The sequence below is a fragment of the Marinobacter sp. L-80 genome (assembly GCF_056859395.1).
The window spans coordinates 565,917-588,761 of the sequence record NZ_JBSXOI010000077.1; the positions used below are offsets into that span (position 1 = coordinate 565,917).

Here is a 22,845-nt window from a genome sequence, read left to right on the forward strand (position 1 = left end):
GGAGGTGCTTGATATGAGTCTTCAAGAAGAACTCAAGAAGCTGTCGGAAAAAGTGAAACAATACCGGGATGAGGCGCGCGTCCAGATGCATCTGGCCCGTGAAGACGTTAAGGACGAATGGGAGGATCTCGAACAGGATTGGGATCGTTTCAGAAGCAAGATCGATGAAGTTCTGCACGATGCCGAGAACGCGTCCCAGGAAGCTCGTCAGACCGCATCCAAACTTGGCGAAGACCTGAAAACCGGTTACCAGAACATCCGCAACAAACTGAAGTAATACTGTTAACCCGTTAACATTACGCCACAAATTTCTAGCCTGGAGGCTCCGTGGTTTGGAGCCTCTGTGCCATACTTCACAATATCCGTGAACAAAGCGTCATAGTTTTGACCCGCTTGATCAGATCCTGACCAGTGAGGCCCGAATTGACAGGGTGCTTGAACACACTGCGAGGTATAAAAGGCGTATGAAAAGATTCTTACTGATACCCACAGCACTTGGCCTATTGCTCACCACTACCCTCGTGATTGGCCAGAATACCCGGTTCAGTGATCCAAAAACCGTTGTTACCGATCACTTCTGGGGTGACCTTTACGCCAGTGGCGGCAATTCCTTCTTCTGCAACACCGCCTTTACAAGCAAAGGATTCGTTCTGACGGACGGTTATGTCTATCCATTGGCCGATGTCCGCAGCGCACTCGACTGTGGCACCTCGCGTCAATGTGAACAGGATAACCGCTACCGTCAGATCGCGTCTGACATGCACAACATGGTACCGGTGCGCAGCCGGACCGAGATGGGCCGGCGAAACGCTCGTTACGAGGACCTGGGCTCGTCAGTAAGCGAAGACGAATGCGGCATTCGCCAGAGCGCCCAGTTCTTTGAGCCCCCGGGGCGGGTAAAGGGAGATGTGGCGCGCACGGTGGCCTACATGGTGGACACCTATGATTTGCCCTGGCTTGGCTCCTCGGCGGTGTTCAAGGGCTGGAACAGGCTGGACCCGCCGGATGATAGCGAGCTGACCCGTCACGGGCGCATTGTCGAAATCCAGGGTAGTGCCAATCCCTTTATTACCAACCCGGAGAGAATGGAGCGACTCTGAGAGTCCGGGAAGCTTGCCCTGCTGACCAATTAACCATAAAAAAACAGGCCCGAGGGCCTGTTTTTTTGTGCCTGAGTCTTGCTGGCTAATCAGAACTCTTCAGCCGTCAGCGCCATCATGGAGTCGCTGCCGCTGCGAATACCTTCAGCCAGTGAAACGGTCTTGGGCAGCAGGCGGTCAAAGTAGAAGCGCGCGGTCTTCAGTTTACCGCTGTAGAATCCGGAGGTATCTGAATCCGCCTGGGGCGCAGCCGCTTTGACGATCTTCGCCCACATATAACCCAGAGCGGTCAGGCCAAACAGATCCAGATAGTCCACAGACGCTGCCCCAATGGCATTCGGGTTATCGCCAGCCTGTTTGATCACGTGCTCGGTTACATCGTCAAGGCGCTCAACCGCTGCCGCAAGAGGCTCGAGGAACGGGCGCAGGTGCTCGTCACCACTGTTCTCTTCAAGGAAGCTCGCGACATCCTGGGCAAACAGTTCGTAGAGCTTACCCTGGGTACCGACCACCTTCCGGCCCATCAGGTCCAGCGCCTGGATACCATTGGTTCCTTCGTAGATCTGGGTAATGCGGCAGTCACGAACCAGTTGCTCCTGACCCCACTCACGGATGAAGCCATGGCCACCGAAAACCTGCTGGCCCATGATGCAGGCATCCAGGCCGCGATCGGTCAGGAAAGCCTTGGCCACCGGTGTCAGCAGCGCCACCATGCCCTCGGCGTGCTTGCGCCGCTCGTCGTCCTCGGCATACTTGGCGATATCCAGCCACTGGGCCACGTAGGTTGAGAAAGCACGACCGCCCTCCACATAGCCTTTCATGGTCAGCAGCATGCGACGGACATCCGGGTGTACCAGAATCGGATCAGCCGCCTTCTCGGGCTGCTGGGCACCCGTAGGCGCACGGCTCTGGGTGCGGTCGAGGGCATAGTCCCGGGCACTTTGCAGTGACGCCTCGGCAGCACCGATACCCTGAATGCCAACCCCGAGACGCTCATAGTTCATCATGGTGAACATGGCCGCCAGGCCCTTGTTCTCCTCGCCGACGAGCCAGCCTTTGGCGCCATCAAAGTTCATGACGCAGGTCGCAGAGCCCTTGATGCCCATCTTCTTCTCGATGGAACCACAGCTGAAGCTGTTACGCTCACCCAGGGAACCATCGTCATTCACCAGGAACTTGGGCACCAGGAACAGGGAAATACCCTTCGGGCCTTTCGGTGCGTCCGGAAGCTTGGCCAGCACCAGGTGGATGATGTTCTCCGCCATGTCGTGCTCGCCCCAGGTGATGAAGATCTTGGTACCTGTGACATTGAAGGAGCCGTCGTCCTTGGGCTCGGCCTTGCTACGGATAATACCCAGGTCAGTACCGGCATGGGGCTCGGTCAGGTCCATGGCCCCGGACCAGACGCCGGAGTACATGTTGGGCAGGTATTTTTCTTTCAGCTCATCACTGCCATGGGCGTCCAGGGCCAGGCAGGCACCGGCCGTCAGCATGGGAGCGAGACCAAAGGCCATGTTGGCACCCTGCATCATTTCCTCGAACTGGGCCACCAGGGTCTTGGGCATGCCCATGCCGCCAAAGTCCGGGTTACCACCGAGGCCGTTCCAGCCGCCTTCAACGATGGTCTGGTAGGCTTCCTTGAAGCCGTCCGGAGAGGTCACCTCACCGTCGTTCCATTTGCAGCCCTGTTCATCACCTTCGCGATTCAGGGGCGCAAGTACACCACTGCTGATCTTGCCGGCTTCTTCAAGAATCGCGTCGGCCGTTTCCGGGTCCACATTCTCGGCAACCTTGGGCAGTGAGGCCCACAGGGAAGGGGCGTCGAAAACCTCATTCAGAACGAAACGCATGTCACGTAGGGGTGCCTGATAATCAGCCATCTAAAACTCTCCAAAATTCTGTCAGTCTGTTCAGGTGGCAATAGGGCCGTTGTTCCGGCCGGTCACACCTGCTCGGGCTATGTGTCCGCTGAAGATTATTTTTATGGGCGTTTATTCTACCCTAAAAACGGACCGCAACTCATGAAAAAAGCCCGCCTCCGGGGAGCGCGGGCTTTGTGTCCTTTGGAACCGTCCTTCGGTGCCCGCGCCTTAGATGGCGAATGCTTCCTCCGGCATGTCCATCAGGCTGTCAGCGCCAGCCAGCATGCTTTCTGCGTGGCCCTTGGCCCTGGGCAGCATACGCTTGAAGTAGAAGCGCGCAGTCTGGATCTTGGCGTTGTAGAACATCTCTTCAGTGGTACCCTCAACCATCTTGTCCAGGGCAACCTTGGCCATACGGGCCCACAGGTAGGCAAACACTGCGTAACCGGAGTACATCAGGTAGTCCACAGAGGCCGCGCCCACTTCCTCACGATTCTTCATGGCAGACATACCAATTTTGGTGGTCAGCTCGCCCCATTCCTTGTTCATCGCCGCCAGCGGCTCGATGAATTCCTTCAGCTGCTCGTCTTCCGCGTTTTCCTTGCAGAACAGATGCACCTGCTTGGTGAAGCCTTTCAGGGATTCGCCCTGGGTCATCAGAACCTTGCGGCCCAACAGATCCAGCGCCTGAATACCGGTGGTGCCTTCATAGATCATGCCGATACGGGCGTCACGAACGTTCTGCTCCATGCCCCACTCGGAGATAAAGCCGTGACCACCAAAGACCTGCATACCAAGGTTCGCTGCCTCGTAACCGATTTCGGTGAGGAACGCCTTGGCAATCGGTGTCAGGAAGCCCAGCGCCTCATCGGCCGCCTTGCGCTCTTCTTCGGTCTTGCCGCTGTGAACAACGTCTGCCTGCTGCGCAGTCAGGTAAATCAGGGCACGGGCGCCTTCTGCAACCGCCTTCTGTGTCAGCAGCATCCGACGAACGTCCGGGTGAACAATGATCGGATCGGCAATACCTTCCGGATTCTTCGGACCGCTCAGTGAACGCATTGCCAGACGCTCCTTGGCGTAGGCAAGTGAACCCTGGAAGCCCAGCTCGGCGGCACCCAGCCCCTGGATGGCGGTACCGATACGGGCCACGTTCATGAAGGTGAACATGCAGTTCAGGCCTTTGTTCTCCGGCCCGATCAGCCAGCCCTTGGCGCCGTCGAAGTTCATCACGCAAGTGGCGTTGCCGTGGATACCCATCTTGTGCTCAATGGAACCGCAGGAAACGGCGTTGCGCTCACCGGCCGAGCCATCTTCGTTCGGCAGGCACTTTGGCACGATGAACAGGGAGATACCCTTGGTGCCTTCCGGTGCACCCGGCAGACGTGCCAGGACGATATGGACGATGTTCTCGGCCATGTCGTGCTCACCGGCAGAAATAAAGATCTTGGTGCCGGTGATAGCGTAAGTGCCATCGGCATTCGGCTCCGCCTTGGTGCGAAGGGTGCCGAGATCAGAACCGCAGTGCGGCTCGGTCAGACACATCGTACCAGTCCACTCGCCGCTGATCAGCTTGGTGAGGTAAGTCTGCTTCTGCTCTTCGGTGCCATGCTCTTCAATGGTGTTGGTTGCACCGTGGCTCAGGCCCGGGTACATGCCAAAGGACCAGTTGGCGGTGCCCACCATTTCACTCATGACCAGACCGAGAGAGTGCGGCAGTCCCTGGCCACCGTAGTTGGGATCGGCGGTCATGGACGGCCAGCCGCCTTCCACATACTGCTGGTAAGCTTCTTTGAAGCCAGTCGGTGTCTTCACACCGTCTTCGCTCCAGATACAGCCTTCCTTGTCACCCACCTGGTTCAGCGGAGACAGAACCTGCTCACAGAACTTGGCACCTTCCCCGATAATGGCATCCACCATATCCGGAGTAGCGTCTTCGGCACCTTCCAGGTTGGCGTAGTGCTGCTCGCTGTTCAGCAGCTCGGTCATTACGAATTTGATGTCACGCAGGGGCGCTTTGTACTCAGGCATGGAATCCACCTCGGTTCTCGGGCTCAGCTGAATCAGGTTTGACAGCTTCTGGCCTTGGGTTTGCTCAGACACCGCAACGCGATGCGCTGCAGCCTTAATTAAACACTTGTTTGAAACATACGTTTACAGGCACAGAATTGTCAATAGCCGGATGCAAAATTTGTGTTGCGAACTGTCACCGGATCACGCGCCACAGCAGCGCATGGAGCCGGATCGCACCTTAAGTGCCGGATATCTATGAAAGGACCTGGATGTTGGAAATTAAACGGTCAGGCAGACACCGGTTGGAAAGAAGAAACGCGGTTTTCGTCACCACTCTGATCAGACTCTCCCATGGCGGAGACCTCACGATAAGCATCGCTCGCGGTTCTTGACGAAGCGCCCGTTTCGGCGGCCAGCTCCGACTGGGCCTGGAGCATGATCTGCATCGCCTGGGCAGCCACCGCTCGATCCTGGCCGGACGGCTCCGCCGGCGCCATGGCCGCCGCCCGGACAATTCGCATTTTCTCGATAGTGGCCTGGGGATCACCCTGCACCGGGGACAGATCAATGGAGACTTCACCTCCCACCGCATACTGGGCACCGTCCGGCCCCCGCTGGTAGGTGAACGACATGGCGCCGGCGTACTGGCCGCCAACCGCCTGGTGCGCGGCTTCGTGGGCACGAACTTCACGATCCCGCGCTTTCAGCTCGGTCAGTTGTTTCAGCTCTTGCTCTTTGAGTCCCTGAGGATTGTCGGATTCCCCGCTCCGGGGCCCGGAGTCGGGATTTTCCCGCGCAGATTCGGCTTTGCCTGCAGCCTCAGTAGATCTGGCGCCGGCGGTCGGCGCCTCCGGCTTTGCCGATACTGGGCCCGTGGCCTGGACTCGCGGAGAAACCTGACCCTGAAACGAGGCCGCTGGGATAGGTGGGGGAACAGGGGGGAGAGATGAAAGCACGAGCCAGGCGCCCTTTCAGTAATCAGGCCATGATATCAAGCAGCGTTCCGAGTGTTTCGTCAGCGGTTTTCACCACTTGTGCGGACGCTTCGACACTTCGCTCGTAAATCTTGAGATCAACAATGGGTTCAACGAGGCTGCCCGCGCCTTCCGCGGTTCCCTGGGGACCATCAGTACCACCACGAGCAATCTTGCGGGCGGCATTTTCCATGCCCACCATGCCATCCTGGATGCCCTGAATCCCAACTGCGAGAGTGTTACTGATCATAACTGCGCTGCCCGATGACCATAAATTGACTTCATTAAGCCACAAACCTGGTCAATTTTCAAACAGCCCATCGATATTCAGATAACCAGCCAGCATTTCAGGCCGCGCCTGCTCCAGCCACGGAAGAATACCCAGACAGAGCGCTCCCATGTGGTTAACCAGATAGTTCAGGGTGTCCTGTTCGCAACTCATGGGCTCAGGCTCGGTGCGATTGGCAACCCACCCTGCCACTCTGAGACCGTCACTTCTGATGGCCTCTGCCGTAAGAAGCGCATGATTAATACAGCCAAGGCGCAGTGAAACCACGAGAATGACCGGCATGGACAGCTGGCGCGGAAACTCTGAATAGGTTTCCCGATCGTTAAGCGGGACCCGCCAGCCGCCGGCACCCTCAACCAGCAGAAGGTCCGCCGGACGAATCTGCAATCCGCGGCAGAATCCAACCAGACGATCAGACGTAATGTGTCGCCCAGCCTGCTCAGCCGCAACATGCGGTGCAATGGCAGGCTCCAGCGCCACCGGGTTGATCAACTCGTAGGCCAGTGGCTCAGTAATGGCGTTCTGCAGAATAAGGGCATCTTCGTTGCGAAGGCCTTCCGGCGTCCGATCGCAACCCGAGGCGATGGGCTTCATCGCCAGGGTGTGCTTACCCATGGCCTTTGCCGCCTGAAGAATGGCTGCGGATACCAGGGTTTTCCCAACCCCGGTGTCGGTGCCCGTTACGAAAAAGGATTGCTTGGCCATGTGTATTTCCAGTTAACGACTCTTACGGTTTCTGCCAGTAAACCCAGGCAGCCTCATAGCTTGCCATGATAGTGCCATCCGGCTCTTTGGGGTACTGCCTGCACATTTCCCGCATCCGCCCCGGTGCCGTGGCCGCTCGTCGCCGGCCAGCGCCGCGGAAGCCCGCGCCAAGATGGCGAAGCTCACCCGCCAGGGCCATCGGCGATTCGTAGGGTAAGCTGATAGTGCGCTCTTCAACAACGGCATCCGGTAACTCGGCCCGCACCTTGGCCTGCAAGGCAAGGTCAGTCTCGAAGCGATTTACGTGCTGATGGCCAGGATCCGCCGCCTGCCAGGCCGATTTCAACTCACGGAGCGTACCGTCAAGGAGTGTGGAGACCATCAGATTCCCACCTGGCCGCAGGATCCGCCGGCATTCCCGAAGCACGGCGCCGGGGTCATCACACCACTGAATCATGAGATTGCTGAAAATCACATCGACACTGCTATCCGGCAAAGGCAGGTGTTCGGCATCGCCCACGATCCAGCTGATTCCCGCAGGCCCATTCTTGCGAGCCTGTTCCAACATGCCAGGCGACAGATCAACCCCACTCAACGATTCAATCTGCCCGAAATCCGCAAACTTTCGGGTAAACCAACCTGTGCCACACCCCAGGTCCAGCAATGTTAGATCATGATCCTGACTTTCCCGGAACTCAAACTTCTGCAGCATGGTATTGCCCATGAAGCGCTGCAGTCTTGAGGCATTTTCATAGGTGCCACTGGCAATGCCAAAGCCCCGGGCAATATCAGACTTGCGAGTGTCGGAAATGCCCCGGGCTATCTGGTCGGTAGAGATGCTCATAACGCCCATGACAACGCCTTTTGAGTGGCAAAAAACGCCTGTATCGCCTCCCAGCAATCCGAAGCCGAGCAGCCGCCCGGCCAGTGCGCCATACCCGGTACGAGCGCATGACCGCTTGACGTCGGGACAGCGAGATCATCCGCCCACGACCTGACCACAATATCGTTCTCACCCATCACATGAAGAGCCGGTGTGGCGAGTGAACGCCATAACGCCCTCTGATCTCCGCTTTCCAGCCAGGCAAGACTCGTGACGAGGTGTTCATGCGAGACCAGAGTGCCTTTCTCAAGCCACGTCTTGAGCCTCTGGCGCTCCTGTTTTTCGTCCGCAGAACCGTTGATCATCAACAACAGAAAATGCAGCCAGTAGCGCTGTGGGTCACGGCGGATACCACGGGCAAACGCCCGAAAGTCGCTTTCCGCCATACCATTGAGCCAGCGTTCGTCGGCCACGAACTTCGGAAAACCACCGAGGGTAATAACACAGGACACTGCACCGGTCTCACGCCCGGCGGCCTCCATCACAACCTGACTGCCCAGGGACCAGCCCATCCAAACTGACGGCTCCGGATAAAGTGACAACAGCTCGTCCGTCACCTCCGAGAGCGACTGGCAGCGGCTCAGCAGCTCATCGTCCAGAGACACGGGAACCACCTCCCCCGGCCAATAGCCATAGAGCCCAGATAACATCTCTGCACGAACGCCCCAGCCAGCAACCACCACCAGACGCGGACAGACCCTGCAGGAACTCATACCGCCATGTCCGCTTTTTGAACCAGATGCCGGCAGTCTGACAGCGCGGTCAACAGACAATCCAGGTTCGCCTGGGAATGAGCGGCACTGAATGTAACCCGCAATCGCGCCTCCCCCGCGGGAACCGTCGGCGGGCGAATGGCCGAGACCAGCAAGCCGCGCTCCTCCAATGCCTGACTGAGCGCCAGCGCGTCGTGATTGTCGCCAACCATGATCGGCTGGATCGGAGTATGTGAAGGCATCAATTCATACCCCATGGCCGAGGCCTCCCGACGAAACCGCGAAACCAGACCCAATACATGCTCGCGGCGCCCCTGATCCCGTTCAATAAGATCCAGACTCGAAATGGTTGCCATGGCAAGAGCCGGCGGCATCGCCGTCGTATAGATATAGGTTCTGGCTTTCTGAACCAGATAATCCATCAGCAGCGATGGCCCGGCCACGAATGCGCCACTGGTTCCGACCCCCTTGCCCAGGGTGCCGATCAACACGGGGACATCCTCTTCGGACAACCCCGCTTCAGCGACGCTGCCCCGCCCTTCAGGTCCGAGTACGCCAATTCCGTGAGCATCATCAACCACCAGTAACGCATCGTGGAACCGGCAGACCCGGGCCAGCTCCGCCAGGGGCGCAATATCGCCGTCCATGCTGAAGACCCCGTCGGTCACCACCAACTTGTGCCCGGACGTCTCCGCCAGCATCGCCTCCAGCGCCGCGACATCGCCATGGGCATAACGGCGAACCCTGGCCCGGCTCAGGATACAGCCGTCGATGATGGATGCATGATTCAGGCGATCCGAAAAAATCGTATCGCCCCGCCCGGCCAGTGCCGAAATAACGCCCATATTCGCCATGTAGCCAGTGGAGAAAAACAGCGCCGAACTGCGTCCGGTAAACTCCGCCAGACGAAGCTCCAACTGGTGATGGGCATCATGGTGACCACAAATCAGATGGGAAGCCGCGCCCCCAAGGCCTGTTTTGGAAAGCGCATCACGGAGGGCCTCGATATTGGCAGGGTTATTGGCAAGACCAAGGTAATCATTACTGCAGAACGACAACAAAGGTTTGCCGTCAGCAATGAGAGAGGGCCTCTGAGGACCGGCTACATGCCGACGCGTCCGATACAGACCGGCCTGTTTCCGCTCTTCGAGTTCAAGGGCAAAATCCCGCACGATAGCACCTGGAGGTTAACTCAACGATCCGGGCAACGAGCGGGTGAGCTCGCTGCCTCCCAAGATCAAATACTCAGGCAGACTCCCGCGTAGCGTCGTAGAACATGTGACGGGTCGCCTCATACTCCACGGCCTCGGCAATCGCCTCCTCTTCCTGCTCCTCCGACGCACACTGCTCCCGCTGCTCTGGGCGAATACCGAGGCGTTTGAACAACAGCATATCGGCATCGGCCTCCGGATTGGCGGTGGTCAGGAGCTTTTCGCCGTAGAAGATCGAGTTGGCACCAGCCATGAAACACAGAGCCTGCATCTGCTCATTCATGTTTTCACGCCCAGCTGACAGGCGAACGTGGGAAGCCGGCATCAAGATCCGCGCCACCGCAATAATCCGGATGAACTCGAACGGATCCAGGTCCTCGGCGTCCTCCAGAGGCGTGCCTTTCACCTTCACCAGCATATTCACAGGCACACTTTCCGGATGATGGGGCAGGTTCGCGAGCTGAACCAGCAGTCCGACCCGGTCATCCTCGTCTTCGCCCATACCCATAATGCCACCGCAACAAACCTTCATTCCGGCCTTGCGAACATTGTCGAGAGTGTCCAGTCGATCCTGGTAGGTTCGAGTGGTGATGATGTGGCTGTAGTACTTCTCAGAGGTATCCAGGTTATGGTTGTAGTAATCCAACCCGGCATCGGCCAGTTCTGCCGCCTGCTCCTCTTTGAGCATGCCAAGGGTCATGCAGGTCTCAAGCCCCAGGGACTTCACCTGTTTGACCATGTCCAGAACATAAGGCATGTCCTTCTTCGAAGGACTGCGCCAGGCGGCGCCCATGCAAAACCGGGAAGCCCCCTTTTCTTTCGCGGCCCTGGCCTCAGCCACAACTTTTTCGATTTCCAGCAGCTTCTCTTTCTCAAGACCGGTGTTGTAATGACCGCTCTGGGGACAGTATTTGCAATCCTCCGGGCAGGCGCCGGTCTTGATCGACAGCAAGGTGCTTACCTGAACCTCGTTAGGATCAAAATACTGGCGATGCACACTCTGGGCACGGAACAGTAGATCGTTAAAAGGGAGTTCGAAAAGCTCGCGAGCTTCCTGCAGTGTCCAGTCGTGGCGGAGTTCTGTAGCGGTCATGTAAAAGTCCTGTTAACCTTTCCCGGTCTCTGGGTTTACGGATGAATCAGATGATAAAGGGACTGAACTGGCTGTCAACCTTCGTGGACAAAAAGGTTAACAGCATCAGGCACGGCGGACTGTGTGTCGCCTGCCTTTCCTCACAGGCATTCAACGGCTTATGCCAGCCTTGCCGGGGCGACCTACCAGTGAACCGCTGGCACTGTCGCTGCTGCGCCCTGCCCCTGGCTTTTCCCTCCTCGGAGCTGCTCTGCGGTGACTGTATGAAACACCCGCCGGCTTTCGATAGCTCTTTTATTCCCTGGCGCTACCAGTACCCACTCGACGGCATGATTGGCCGATACAAGTATCGGGGCCAGCGCAAGTTCGGAAGACCATTGATGGCGGATTTTGCTGACTTGGTGCAGAAGGCTCGGCTCGATGGTGCTATCGCAATGCCAGAAGTACTGGTACCCGCGCCAATGGATGCGCGGCGACGCCGGCAACGCGGGTTCAATCAGGCCCAGGACATTGCCGAGACGATTGCCAGCGCCCTGGATCTCCCGGTCGACAACGGACTTGTCAGAAGGGTTCGCCGTGTCCGGTCTCAACGGGAGTTGAACCGGGAGGCCCGACTGGCGAATCTTCGCGGGGTATTTGAGGTCATCCCGCCAGTGCCAGAGCGAATAGCGATTGTCGATGATGTGGTGACCACCGGCGCGACCGTCAGGGTTTTATCATCAGCACTTCGGGAGGCCGGGGCCCGGAACATTCAGGTTTGGGCACTAGCCCGGACGCCAGGTTAAGACAGCAAAGCTTTTACACGCTCAGCAATTGCCAGGCAGGATGTTAAACCCGGCGATTCGATACCGAACAGATTAACCAGTCCCGGCATACCGTGCGTCTCTGGACCATCAATCCGGAAATCCGCGAAGCCACCATCGGGGCCTATCAGCTTCGGTCGGATGCCGGCATAGGCGGGCTGAAGTCGGGTCGGGTCGAGTCCTGGCCACCATTGGCGGATGCCTCTGGCGAAGCCTTCCTGGCGGCTGGGTTCCACGGTGTAGTCTTCCTTTTCGATCCACTCTACATCCGGACCGAAACGGGCCTGGCCAGCGAGATCGAGAGTCAGGTGGATACCCAGGCCCCCGGGTTCAGGAACCGGATAGATCAGGGTCCTGAAAGGTGTTCGTCCGCTGTAGCTGAAGTAGACGCCCCTCGCGAACCATTGCCGGGGAATGCAGTCGTCGGGCAGACCTGCCCAGTTTTTTGCCAGCGGGACGGCGCCGAGCCCGGCGGCGTTAATGACATTTTTCGCTTCCAGAATTAGCGGGGTTTCGCCTGCCACGTTTAGACGGTGCCGCTGGCTATCCGATTCAGCAGCCGCTACCGGTGAGCGTAGAGCGAGCTGGCCGCCGGCATCATGGAGCTCGCCAAGCAAGGAGAGCATCAGCCCGTGGCTGTCGACAATACCGGTTTCGGGGGACCAGAGCCCCGAGCTGGCGCAAATACCCGGAGCGCCTCGGGCGACTCTTTCGCCATCATACAGCTCAAGTTCAACACCGTTGCTGGCTGCCGCAGCCTGAATATCAAAGAGCTTGTCATTCTGTGCCTCGTCGACGGCAACAATCCACTTACCGCATTTACGGTGTCCAACCTTGTGCGTCAGGCAATAGTCGTAAAGCTGCCGTCGACCCTCAACACACAACTCCGCCTTCAGTGATCCTTGCGGATAATAAATGCCGCCGTGAATGACTTCGCTGTTTCGTGAGGAGATGCCCTCACCAAACCGGTCTGAGCTTTCCAGAACGATGACCTCATGCCCGGCTCTAGCCAGAGCGCGGGCAATAGCCAGCCCAATGACACCGGCGCCGATAACAACGGTTTGGATTTCCAGCACTTCTGTCGACACTTATGGTTGGCCCTGCTCCACTGACAAGAGGTTGAGCATATCCTATACCGCCAGCCCGGCGAAAACGGGCGCCGGCGGGCTCAATACATTACTCAAGAGCCCATACCGGTTATACTTGGCTCCGGAAAGTAGTGCATGGAGCCCGGCTTATGATGTCTGACAGGAAGCAGTTTGTTCTGGTAATGGTGGTGGCGGCCCTCTTTGTCGGGTGGCTAGGCTGGCGGGGCTTTGAAGTAATCAGCCTGAACGAGCGGCTGAAAGCGGATGAGGTGGTTGCCAGCTACCCCTACAAGCACCGGGTACTGAGGGTGGAGGGCGACACGGCCATTATGAGCTCACTGCGGTCCCACACCACGTCCACCCACAAGGCGCTGAGTGCGGTATTTCCGAGTATGCGCAATCTTGGGGACAGTCATCGCGACTGGCAGCGGGCAGAACGCGAGCTTGCACAGGTTCAGGCCCGTGCCGGAGACGTTATTCTTGGGGCTTCTGGCATCAGCCGTATCCGCTGGGAGCTGGACGAAAACTGGTACCATCTGCAAACCATGAAATCCAAATACGACACAAGGCTCTGAAACGCCCTTTATGACCCATGACCCCTCACTTGCGGCATCCACCCACCCCTACGATTCCCTGACGCCGGATATCATTCTGGATGCGATGGAAGAGGCAGGGTTTGCGGTAAGTGGCCGGCTGTTCGCGTTGAACAGCTATGAAAACCGGGTCTATCAGGTAGGCCTGGATGAAGGCGCCCCGGTAATTACCAAGTTCTATCGGCCGGGCCGATGGAGCGAAGCGGAAATCCGCGAGGAACATACATTCACCCTGGAGCTCCTGGAAGCCGACATTCCGGTTGTAGCACCTATGAAGCTGGCGACCGGGGACACGCTCGGGCGCCATGGTGAGTTCCTGTTTGCGGTATTTCCGCAGCGTGGCGGGCAAGCACCAGACACCAGTGTTACCGATACCCTTTACCGGCTGGGGCAATGGCTGGGTCAGATCCACAATATTGGCGCCAAAAAACCGTTTGCCCATCGCTCGGGCATGGATTTGCTGGATGGCATCGAAGCCAGCAATCGGCTTTTGTTACGGGGAGACTGGATTCCCACGGATCTGAGGCCAGCCTGGGACAGCCTGATTCCTGACCTGCAAAGACTCTGTGCCGCTCGGGTTGACGAAGCCGGTCCGGTGGAAACCCTGCGACTTCATGGCGACTGCCATGCCGGTAATATTCTCTGCCGGGACGAACAGATGCTGTTCGTGGATCTCGACGATTGCCGCACCGGGCCCGCCATTCAGGATATGTGGTTGCTGCTGAACGGAGACGACTTCGAGCGCGGCGCCCAGCTGGGAGAGTTGCTGGAAGGCTATGAAATGTTCCGTGATTTCAATCGCCGCGAGCGCCACCTGATTGAGCCGCTACGCTGCTTCCGGCAGATTGCCCATTGCGCGTGGCTGGCAAAGCGCTGGGATGACCCTGCATTTCCGCGATTCTTTCCCTGGTTTGCCCAGCCACGGTTCTGGTCAGACCAGATTCTGTCGCTCCGGGAGCAGTTATCAGCCTTGCAGTCACCGGCCATCACGGTGCCGGGACAATACTGACCAACACTTTTAATTCGTTTGATTTGAGGTATGCATGAGCCAGAATGAGGCCCGTTACACCGTCCGTAGCCTGATCGTAACCGCTGTGGTTGCGGCTATTGGCACCGTTCTTGTATTGGAGATGAGCGGCAGGATCAACCACAGCGAGAACAAGGATCATATGCCTGTTGGCGATTTCCAGGCCATCCATGTAACCGAGGAGGATCCGTTTCGCATGTCGCCCAAAGCCTCGGAACTGCACGCCGTTTGCGAAAATGGTTACCTGGCAATTGCCGCCGATGTGGATCCCTCGTTCCGGGGAATCCTGGTGGACTATAAAAATCGCGGCGTACGCTGCTCAAGGCCCTCCCCAACCGGGCCTGCCGTTCTGCCCGCCCCCGAGACTCCGGACACCAATGAATAAATCCCGCAAGCCGTCGGAGGCACCCGAGCAGACCACGGACCGGCTGTTTGCCACAGAGCGCCGGCCGGAGGACTTCCGATTCGACGCATCGGTGGCAAGGGTGTTTCCGGACATGATCCGGCGCTCGGTGCCGGGCTACACCACCGTCATTCCGATGATCGAGGTTATCTCGGAGCAATATGCCCAGCCCGCCACCAACTGCTATGACCTGGGCTGCTCACTCGGCGCTTCCACGCTGGCAATGCGCCATGGTATCGCCAATGCGGACTGCAACCTGATCGGAGTGGATAACTCGAGCGCCATGATCGAACGCTGCGAGCATTACATTGCACTGGACGACAGTGCGCTCCCCGTTACCCTCAGGTGCGAGGATATTCTGGACACCGAGCTGAGTAATGCCTCGGTGACCACTCTGAATTTCACCTTGCAGTTTGTCGATCCGGAGAAGCGGGCCGGCCTGCTTGCGCGCATTGCTGATGCCACGCGTCCTGGCGGTGTCCTGATCCTGTCGGAGAAAGTTCGCTTTGAATCTGACGACGAGCAAGCCATTCAGACCCGACTGCATCACGAATTCAAGCGCGCCAACGGCTATTCGGATCTTGAAATAAGCCAGAAACGCACGGCGATCGAACAGGTGCTGATTCCCGAAACACTGGCTGCGCACAAGGCGCGCCTGTTGTCGGCAGGTTTCGATGACGTGGTGGTGTGGTATCAGTGCTTCAACTTTGTTTCCATGCTCGCCATAAAGGCCAACCAAACCACCGAATGACCATGGCAGACTTTGACTGGAAAGCCCGGTTCGGGCCTATCATCGATGAACTTGAGAAAGACGGCCTGGAGCATTGGGCGACGCAACTCCAACAGCAACTGACCCACCGCTTTGAGGACCGCCCCCACGGCGATCTCGATCGCTGGCAAGCTGCCCTTGACCAGCTACCCGGTCTGACTCAGATAGACGCGCAACTGGACCAATCCGCGGTAACCCTGACCTCCAGGCAGCCCCTGACCGTGGCACAACGGGAGCAACTGGAACTCGGATTACGCGGCCTGATGCCCTGGCGCAAAGGCCCCTTCGACTTCTTCGGTACGTACATCGATACCGAATGGCGCTCTGACTGGAAATGGGACCGCGTGTCGCCTTACCTTTCAGACCTTTCCGGTCGTCGCATACTGGATGTGGGTTGTGGCTCCGGGTATCACTGCTGGCGCATGCTGGGCGAAGGCGCGGGTCGGGTGATCGGCATCGACCCGGGGTTGCTGTTCCTGTTCCAGTTCTTCAGCGTCAAGGACTACCTCGGTGATGTCCCGATAGACCTGCTGCCCGTTCGGATGGAAGACCTCCCCGCCGACCTTGAAACCTTCGACACCACCTTTTCCATGGGGGTTCTCTATCATCGGCGCTCACCGCTCGATCATCTGCTTGAACTGAAGGGGACGCTTCGCAGGGGCGGGGAACTGGTGCTGGAAACACTTGTCGTTGAAGGCCCTGAGGGCTTCAGCCTGATGCCCGAGGATCGCTATGGGCAGATGCGGAACGTCTGGTTCCTCCCGTCCTGCGACACACTGCTGCGCTGGCTGGACCGCACCGGCTTCCGGAATGCCCGGGTGGTCGATGTCACCCCTACGACCACAGACGAACAGCGAAGCACCGACTGGATGCGTTTCAACTCCCTCCAGGATTTTCTGGATCCGAACGACCCCTCAAAAACCGTGGAAGGATACCCGGGGCCGTTGCGTGCTACCGTGATTGCCGAGAAGCCCTGAACACAAAAAAACCGCCGTGCCTTTTAAGCAGGGCGGTTTTTTTAACGTTGGCGATTACTCGCCGAACGGGTGACGCAATGTAATCGTCTCGATACGATCCGGACCAGTAGATATCACATCGATCGGCGCTTCGATCTGCTCTTCCAGGAAACGGATGTAGGCCTTGGCGTTCTCCGGCAACTGATCAACGCTGGTCAGGCCAACGGTGCTTTCGCTCCAGCCGGGCAGTTCCTCATAAACCGGCTCGATGTCCTTGTAGCTGTCGCAGCCGATGGGCGGCCGGAAAATCTCGCCGTTAGGCGTCTTGTAGCCTACGCAAACCTTCACGGTTTCCAGTCCGTCCAGCACGTCCAGCTTGGTCAGACAGATACCGGACACACTGTTGATCTGGATGGCGTGGCGCAGAGCCACCGCATCGAACCAGCCACAACGGCGGGCGCGCCCGGTTGTAGTGCCGACTTCGTTGCCCTTCACCGCCAGGTGGTTGCCCATATCGTCGAACAGTTCGGTCGGGAACGGTCCGGAGCCTACACGGGTGGTATACGCCTTGGTGATTCCCAGCACATAGTCGAGGAACAGCGGGCCGAAGCCGGAACCGGTGGCCGTGCCGCCAGCGGTGGTGTTGGAAGAAGTCACATACGGATAGGTGCCAAGATCGATATCCAGGAGCGAGCCCTGGGCACCCTCGAACAGGATATTCTCTCCACGCTTACGGAAATCATGCAGCATGTCAGTCACGTCTGCCGCCATGGGCAAAATTTCCTCGCCCATCTGCTTCAGCTCTTCCAGTGCGGCATCAATGTCCTCAGCCTCTTCCTTGAAGTACTCTGTCAGGATGAAGTTGTGGTACGACATGATCTCCCGGAGCTTCATTTCGAAGTCGGCGGGATTGCACAGATCGCCCAGGCGCAGGCCACGACGGGAAACCTTGTCTTCATAGGCCGGGCCAATACCGCGACCGGTTGTGCCGATCTTGTCGACACCACGAGCCCTTTCACGGGCCTGATCAATTCGAACATGAGTACGCAGAATGATCGGGCACGCCAGACTGATGCGGAGGCGATCGCGAACCGCCACGTCATTGGCTTCCAGCTCACGCACTTCTTTCAGCAAAGCCTCGGGCGACAGGACAACACCGTTGCCGATGAGGCAATAGACGTGTTGCCGCAGAATGCCGGAAGGAATCAGGTGAAGCGCTGTTTTCTTGCCGTCAATTACCAGGGTATGACCGGCATTGTGCCCGCCCTGGAAGCGGACAACCGCTGCAACCTTGTCGGTCAGCAGGTCAACAATCTTACCCTTGCCTTCATCACCCCACTGGGTGCCCAGCACAACAACATTTTTACCCATGATTCTCTCTCAATGCGGCTGCCCCGCAGGACAGGCGTTTCGCAAGTTTACCTGTAAATGAATTCACCGAGGCCCCGGGGGCATCAGCCCAGCTTCTGCACAACCCATTGGCCACTCTGTTTGACCAGCTCACGGTCACAGCCTCTGGCGGCAGGGTTAACGCCCTCGTCTTCGGGAAGTGCACGAACAACGGTTTCCGTCATTCTCAGACCGGAGATCACGCCTTCCAGGGCGGGGTCGTCATCCGCCGGCGCCCAGACAGCGCCGGCACTGCGAGTCACGCGCTCGCCAAGAGAGACGAGCGAGCGAATATCAAGACTGAACCCCGTTGCCGGGCGGGCGCGGCCAAAGTCACTTCCAATCGCATCATAACGGCCACCCTTGGCCACGGAATCGCCGTGGCCCGGCACGTAGGCTGCAAACACCAGGCCCGTGTGGTAGTTGTAGCCACGAAGCTCACAGAAATCGAATCCGAAGCTGATATCCGGGTAATCCCTTCCCAGCATTTCAGACACACGCCCAAGCTGGTCGAGTGCCGCGTCCAGGCTGTCAGAGGCACCCTGCAGGATCCGACGGGCCTCGTTCAAGGCTTCCGGGCCACCACTGACCCGGGCAAGCTCACGCAAACGAGCACCCGCAGAGCCTGGAGGGCATTGACCCAACAGTTGATCAAGCTCCGGCACCGATTTGCGGGCCATGGCGTCAAAAATGGCGCTCTCCGTATCCCGATCAAAATCCGCCTCGCCGATCAGACTCTCATAGATGGCAACATGAGCCAGATCCAGATGGATACGGGGCAAGCCGGCAACCCTGAGGGTTTCCAGCATCAGGCTGATCACTTCCATATCCGCTGCTTCGGAGCCACTGCCAAACAGTTCGCAGCCGGCCTGAATCGGTGTTCGACCTGTCAGCATGTGCCTTGGGCGGGTGTGGAGTACGTGCCCTGCATAGCAAAGACGGGTGATCCCTTCCTGGCCCAGGGTATGGGCATCAATGCGCGCCGCCTGAGGCGTCATATCGGCGCGAACACCCATCATCCGCCCGGTCAACTGATCGGTGAGCTTGAAGGTCTGAAGCTCCAGATCGTTTCCGGTTCCGGTAAACAGGGATTCGAGATATTCAATGAGCGGTGGGATTACCAGCTGGTAGCCCCAGCGCTGGCAGGTATCCATTACATCCCGACGCAGGGATTCGATCCGTCCGGCCAGTGGGGGAAGAATGTCCTCTACCCCGTCTGGCAGTAACCAGCGATCAGATACTGTCATGAGATTCCGTTGTCCGTTATATCCGCTCCGGCACAGGTGGCTGGGGGGATCACACAGGATTTAAGGCGGCACTCGGCAAAAGCCCGACACAAAACCGGCAGAATTTTACACGGTTGCCGGGCACAAAAAAACCGGAATACAGAGGTATTCCGGTTTTTGGTCTCAACGTGCAGGGTTAACGGGCACCCTGCGGATCGTTCAGGAACTTCATGAACGCGCTGTTGGAATCAATCACCATGATGTCATCCTTGCTCATGAAGGTATTGCGGTAAGCCTGCAGGCTCCGGTAGAAGCTGTAGAATTCCGCGTCGGAGCCGTAGGCATCGGCGTAGATTCTGGCCGCTTGACCGTCACCTTCACCCCGGGTTTCTTCTGACTGGGCAAAGGCTTCAGCCAAAATAACGGTTCTCTGACGATCCGCATCGGCACGAATACCTTCGGCCAACTCCCGCCCCCGCGAACGGAATTCCTGAGCCAGTTTCTCACGCTCGGTCGCCATCCGACGGTAAACGTTTTCGCTCACCTGACCCGGGAATTCGATAGCCTTGACACGAATGTCCAGGACCTCGATACCGAATTCATTCTGGGCGGTCTGGTTTACGCGATCCCGCAGAGTGTGCATCAGCTCATCTCGCTGGCCCGAGACCACTTCCACCATGGTCCGGATACCAAACTCGTCCCGCAGGCCGTTATCAACACGGGAGGACAACAGAGACTGAGCGCGGAACTCGTCACCGCCGGTCGCCCGATAGAACTGGTCCACATCACGGATCTTCCAGGCAATATACGAATCCACATCCAGCGGTTTCTTCTCCACGGTCAGATACTGCCGTGAGGGCAGATCCATGGTGAGAACCCGGATGTCGAATTCACGAACCTGGTCGATGACCGGAACCTTGAAATGGATACCGGCCTGGATATCGGTCTCTACCAGCTCACCGAACCGGAGCAGAACACCCCGATGGGTTTCCGGAATGATGTACACACTGGACAGTACCAGCAGGACAACGATCAGGGCGCCTGCAAGGCCCACTACACCTTTAGGTCCCATAATTATCTGCTCCTCCGAACGGTAGTATCCTGCCTGCTTCGCAGTTCCTGAAGAACCTGATCAGTCAGGGTCTGGATGTCCACGTTGCCCTGGTTGTTGCCGGAGGATGATCCACCGGTACGGGGCAGCGAGCCCTGGGTCAGTCGATCAAGCGGCAGGTACATCATGTTGCCACTGCTCTCCGTGTCAACCAGGATCTTGCTGCTGTTAGCAAGGACTTCTTCGACCGTCTGTAAGTACAAACGTTCGCGAGTGACTGTCGGAGACATCTGATAGACGGCCAGAAGCTCAAGGAAACGCGAGGTCTCACCACGTGCCCGCTCGATCACCTCTTCCTTGTAGGCGTTGGCTTCTTCGATCATGCGCTGGGCCTCACCACGAGCCTCCGGAACGATCCGGTTGCGGTAGGTTTCAGCTTCTTCCTTCACCCGCTGCTCGTCCTCACGGGCCCTCTGGACTTCACGGAAGGCATCCTGGACCGCTGGTGGTGGCTGGGTGCTTTCAACGTTAACCCGCACCAATTCCAGGCCGGTGCCGTATTCCCGCAGGAACATCTGGAGCCTTTGCTCGACCCGCACGGCCAGTTCTGCACGACCTTCGGTCAGTACGTCGTCGAGTGTCGAGCTACCGACCTCGTGACGGATCGCACTATCCGTTGCAAAGGCCAGTGCCTGGTTGGAGTCACGCACATTCAGCACGTAGGCTTCTGCGTCGCCAACGCGGTACTGCACCTGGAGGTCAACCGTTACCAGGTTTTCGTCCTGGGTCAGCATCTGGCCACTGGACTCAGCGGTACGCACGTTAGTCACGCGGACCTTGGTGACGCTATCGATCAGCGGCACCTTGAATCTCAGGCCAGGATTCTCGGTCTGGTGGTATTCACCGAAACGGAGAACCACCGCCCGCTCCTGTTCGTCCACGGTATAGAAGGACTGGAAGATGACATAGCCGACCACCAGTATGGCTGCCAGTGCGAGAATCGCACCAAAACCACCGGCGCTGCCGCCGCTACTGCCACCACTGCCGCCGGACTTGCCACCCTTGCCGCCCAGCATCTTGTTGAGCTTGTCGAGACCTTTTTTCAGCGCCTCATCGAGGTCTGGCGGCCCCTGATCATTGCCGCGTCGACCACCACCGGTACCCCAGGGGTCATTGTCGTTACGGTTTCCACCCGGTTCGTTCCAGGCCATAGTGCTCTCCGTTACTGACTTATAAATAGAATGGCTGCAAATACTAGGGATTTATCTCCGCCCCGGCAATAGCCGCTGCGGTTTCAGGCGTGACCCACGTCCAGCCTGACTGACTTTTCATTCACACCGGCGCGGCTCAACAGCTGATGCCAATCCCGGTTCTGCAGACGCACCTCAACCACCGTGTCGCCGGTATCCCGGTATTCCTCGCTGATCACCGATCCTGCCTCATGCAAAAGTGCACGCAGTTTGCCATCCGCGGGACCCAGCAGGACAAAGTGGTGAACGACGTCTTCGGCCACACGCTCCACGATCGCATCGAACAAGCCGTCCAGGCCTTCGCCAGTAACCGCGGAAACCCACGCTCTCACCGGGATACCCTCTTCGTTGCGCTCAACCCGAGGCGTGAAATTTTCAAGCAGATCAATCTTGTTGAACACCTGCAGCATGGGAATGTCGTCCGCCCCGATCTCCGCAAGCACTTCCTCAACCTGCTCAATGTTCTCCTCGCGGCGCGGGTCATGGCTGTCGATGATGTGAAGCAGCAGCGTCGCCTGCGTTGTTTCCTCAAGCGTCGCCCGGAACGCCTCAACCAGCTTGTGCGGCAGATGCCGGATGAAGCCCACGGTGTCCGCCATTACGACCGGCCCGACATCCGGAAGTTCCAGCCGCCGCAACGTCGGATCCAGCGTGGCGAACAGCTGGTCTGCAGCATATACGGAGGAAGTGGTAATACGGTTGAATAAAGTGGATTTACCGGCGTTGGTATATCCAACCAGCGATACGGTGGGGATGTCAGCCCGCTGACGGGCCCTGCGGCCCTGGTTGCGCTGGCGACGAACCTTTTCCAGACGCTTGTGGATAGACTTGATGCGCTCCCGCAAGAGCCGGCGGTCGGTTTCCAGCTGGGTTTCACCAGGCCCGCGCAGCCCGATACCACCTTTCTGTCGCTCAAGGTGGGTCCAGCCCCGAACCAGTCGCGTGGACATATGCTCGAGCTGCGCCAACTCTACCTGAAGCTTACCTTCGTGAGTCCGTGCCCGCTGAGCGAAGATATCAAGAATCACACCGGTGCGGTCCAGCACACGGCACTTGAGCTCGTGCTCAATGTTGCGCTCCTGGCGTGGGCTCAGGGCATGGTTGAACAACACCACATCCGCTTCGTTCGCCGCTACTGCATCACGAATTTCTTCCAGCTTGCCCTCACCAACGAAAAATCTGGGGCTGGGCTGCTTGCGGGACCCGGTAACGGTTGAGACAGGCTCAACACCGGCAGAGGTGACCAGCTCCCGGAACTCACCGGGGTCTTCGGTACCATCGTAGGCAGTAAAATCGATGTGGACGAGGACCGCGCGCTCACCGACATCAGGACGTTCAAACAATTGGCATCAACTCCGGGGTAAACACATGATGAGGGTCATAAAAACAAACACCCGCAGCCACAAGACCCCTTGTCGGGATCCTCTGGAACGCGGGTGGCAAGATCGGG

At 58.2% G+C, this 22,845-nt stretch carries 23 protein-coding genes; 8 read left to right on the forward strand and 15 right to left on the reverse strand.

Features of this window, described 5'->3' with window-relative positions; genetic code table 11:
• Nucleotides 1–13 precede the first annotated feature (13 nt).
• A complete protein-coding gene (locus tag AC13E3_RS22230; protein ID WP_008170101.1) occupies nt 14–277 on the forward strand; it encodes a hypothetical protein in 264 nt (87 codons plus the stop codon).
• Between the two features lie 187 nt (nt 278–464).
• Nucleotides 465–1,100, forward strand: a complete 636-nt coding sequence (locus AC13E3_RS22235) for an endonuclease (RefSeq protein ID WP_008170100.1) — start codon at nt 465–467, stop codon at nt 1,098–1,100.
• Between the two features lie 89 nt (nt 1,101–1,189).
• Here AC13E3_RS22235 and AC13E3_RS22240 read toward each other — a convergent pair whose 3' ends face one another.
• From AC13E3_RS22240 to bioB, 9 genes are all read right to left on the reverse strand, one after another.
• Nucleotides 1,190–2,980 (reverse strand): acyl-CoA dehydrogenase C-terminal domain-containing protein, encoded by a 1,791-nt coding sequence (locus tag AC13E3_RS22240; RefSeq protein WP_092030995.1) that lies wholly within the window; start codon nt 2,978–2,980, stop codon nt 1,190–1,192.
• Between the two features lie 210 nt (nt 2,981–3,190).
• Nucleotides 3,191–4,990 (reverse strand): acyl-CoA dehydrogenase C-terminal domain-containing protein, encoded by a 1,800-nt coding sequence (locus AC13E3_RS22245; protein ID WP_273070409.1) that lies wholly within the window; start codon nt 4,988–4,990, stop codon nt 3,191–3,193.
• Nucleotides 4,991–5,259: 269 nt separating this feature from the next.
• The gene (locus tag AC13E3_RS22250; protein WP_273157294.1) at nt 5,260–5,928 is read right to left on the reverse strand and encodes a putative metalloprotease CJM1_0395 family protein; all 669 of its coding nucleotides are present in this window, start codon (nt 5,926–5,928) and stop codon (nt 5,260–5,262) included.
• A 22-nt stretch (nt 5,929–5,950) separates the two neighbouring features.
• Entirely contained in the window at nt 5,951–6,196 is a 246-nt protein-coding gene (locus AC13E3_RS22255) for a flagellar basal body rod C-terminal domain-containing protein (RefSeq protein WP_014577776.1), read from the reverse strand.
• Between the two features lie 51 nt (nt 6,197–6,247).
• Nucleotides 6,248–6,940 carry a dethiobiotin synthase gene (gene bioD / locus AC13E3_RS22260; protein WP_482902569.1) on the reverse strand — a complete coding sequence of 231 codons (693 nt, stop codon included), beginning with the start codon at nt 6,938–6,940 and terminating at the stop codon, nt 6,248–6,250.
• Nucleotides 6,941–6,962: 22 nt separating this feature from the next.
• Nucleotides 6,963–7,793, reverse strand: coding sequence for a malonyl-ACP O-methyltransferase BioC (gene bioC / locus AC13E3_RS22265; protein WP_338355301.1), 831 nt, complete (start codon nt 7,791–7,793; stop codon nt 6,963–6,965).
• A complete protein-coding gene (locus AC13E3_RS22270) occupies nt 7,781–8,536 on the reverse strand; it encodes an alpha/beta fold hydrolase (protein WP_482902570.1) in 756 nt (251 codons plus the stop codon). Before AC13E3_RS22270 ends, bioC begins: the two co-directional genes overlap by 13 nt.
• Nucleotides 8,533–9,708, reverse strand: a complete 1,176-nt coding sequence (bioF, locus tag AC13E3_RS22275; protein ID WP_092031001.1) for an 8-amino-7-oxononanoate synthase — start codon at nt 9,706–9,708, stop codon at nt 8,533–8,535. The genes AC13E3_RS22270 and bioF overlap by 4 nt, the downstream gene beginning before the upstream one ends.
• A 73-nt stretch (nt 9,709–9,781) precedes the next feature.
• Nucleotides 9,782–10,840, reverse strand: coding sequence for a biotin synthase BioB (bioB, locus tag AC13E3_RS22280; RefSeq protein ID WP_482902571.1), 1,059 nt, complete (start codon nt 10,838–10,840; stop codon nt 9,782–9,784).
• A 263-nt stretch (nt 10,841–11,103) separates the two neighbouring features.
• Here bioB and AC13E3_RS22285 point away from each other — a divergent pair, with 263 nt between their 5' ends.
• Nucleotides 11,104–11,625, forward strand: coding sequence for a ComF family protein (locus AC13E3_RS22285; RefSeq protein ID WP_227497727.1), 522 nt, complete (start codon nt 11,104–11,106; stop codon nt 11,623–11,625).
• Here the strand turns inward: AC13E3_RS22285 and AC13E3_RS22290 are convergent.
• The gene (locus AC13E3_RS22290; protein ID WP_092031005.1) at nt 11,622–12,719 is read right to left on the reverse strand and encodes an NAD(P)/FAD-dependent oxidoreductase; all 1,098 of its coding nucleotides are present in this window, start codon (nt 12,717–12,719) and stop codon (nt 11,622–11,624) included. The two genes, AC13E3_RS22285 and AC13E3_RS22290, sit on opposite strands and share 4 nt — an antisense overlap.
• Nucleotides 12,720–12,880: 161 nt before the next feature.
• Here AC13E3_RS22290 and AC13E3_RS22295 point away from each other — a divergent pair, with 161 nt between their 5' ends.
• The 5 genes from AC13E3_RS22295 to cmoB are packed head-to-tail and all read left to right on the forward strand — an operon-like array spanning nt 12,881 to nt 16,500.
• Nucleotides 12,881–13,306 (forward strand): hypothetical protein, encoded by a 426-nt coding sequence (locus tag AC13E3_RS22295; RefSeq protein ID WP_008170078.1) that lies wholly within the window; start codon nt 12,881–12,883, stop codon nt 13,304–13,306.
• A 10-nt stretch (nt 13,307–13,316) separates the two neighbouring features.
• Nucleotides 13,317–14,333, forward strand: coding sequence for a serine/threonine protein kinase (locus tag AC13E3_RS22300; RefSeq protein WP_092031007.1), 1,017 nt, complete (start codon nt 13,317–13,319; stop codon nt 14,331–14,333).
• Between the two features lie 34 nt (nt 14,334–14,367).
• Nucleotides 14,368–14,736, forward strand: coding sequence for a PA3694 family proteiin (locus tag AC13E3_RS22305; protein WP_008170074.1), 369 nt, complete (start codon nt 14,368–14,370; stop codon nt 14,734–14,736).
• Nucleotides 14,729–15,505, forward strand: coding sequence for a carboxy-S-adenosyl-L-methionine synthase CmoA (gene cmoA / locus AC13E3_RS22310; protein ID WP_008170072.1), 777 nt, complete (start codon nt 14,729–14,731; stop codon nt 15,503–15,505). The genes AC13E3_RS22305 and cmoA overlap by 8 nt, the downstream gene beginning before the upstream one ends.
• Before the next feature lie 2 nt (nt 15,506–15,507).
• Complete coding sequence (gene cmoB / locus AC13E3_RS22315) at nt 15,508–16,500, forward strand: tRNA 5-methoxyuridine(34)/uridine 5-oxyacetic acid(34) synthase CmoB (protein WP_193364066.1); 993 nt, start codon at nt 15,508–15,510, stop codon at nt 16,498–16,500.
• Between the two features lie 54 nt (nt 16,501–16,554).
• Here cmoB and AC13E3_RS22320 read toward each other — a convergent pair whose 3' ends face one another.
• The 5 genes from AC13E3_RS22320 to hflX form a co-directional block, all read right to left on the reverse strand.
• Nucleotides 16,555–17,850 (reverse strand): adenylosuccinate synthase, encoded by a 1,296-nt coding sequence (locus AC13E3_RS22320; RefSeq protein ID WP_008170068.1) that lies wholly within the window; start codon nt 17,848–17,850, stop codon nt 16,555–16,557.
• An 83-nt stretch (nt 17,851–17,933) separates the two neighbouring features.
• The gene (locus AC13E3_RS22325; RefSeq protein ID WP_008170066.1) at nt 17,934–19,115 is read right to left on the reverse strand and encodes an ATP phosphoribosyltransferase regulatory subunit; all 1,182 of its coding nucleotides are present in this window, start codon (nt 19,113–19,115) and stop codon (nt 17,934–17,936) included.
• 175 nt (nt 19,116–19,290) lie between these two features.
• Entirely contained in the window at nt 19,291–20,166 is an 876-nt protein-coding gene (gene hflC / locus AC13E3_RS22330) for a protease modulator HflC (RefSeq protein WP_008170064.1), read from the reverse strand.
• A gap of 2 nt (nt 20,167–20,168) precedes the next feature.
• Nucleotides 20,169–21,356 carry an FtsH protease activity modulator HflK gene (gene hflK, locus AC13E3_RS22335; protein ID WP_053112707.1) on the reverse strand — a complete coding sequence of 396 codons (1,188 nt, stop codon included), beginning with the start codon at nt 21,354–21,356 and terminating at the stop codon, nt 20,169–20,171.
• Between the two features lie 83 nt (nt 21,357–21,439).
• Nucleotides 21,440–22,738, reverse strand: a complete 1,299-nt coding sequence (gene hflX, locus AC13E3_RS22340) for a ribosome rescue GTPase HflX (RefSeq protein ID WP_482902572.1) — start codon at nt 22,736–22,738, stop codon at nt 21,440–21,442.
• Between the last annotated feature and the right edge of the window lie 107 nt (nt 22,739–22,845).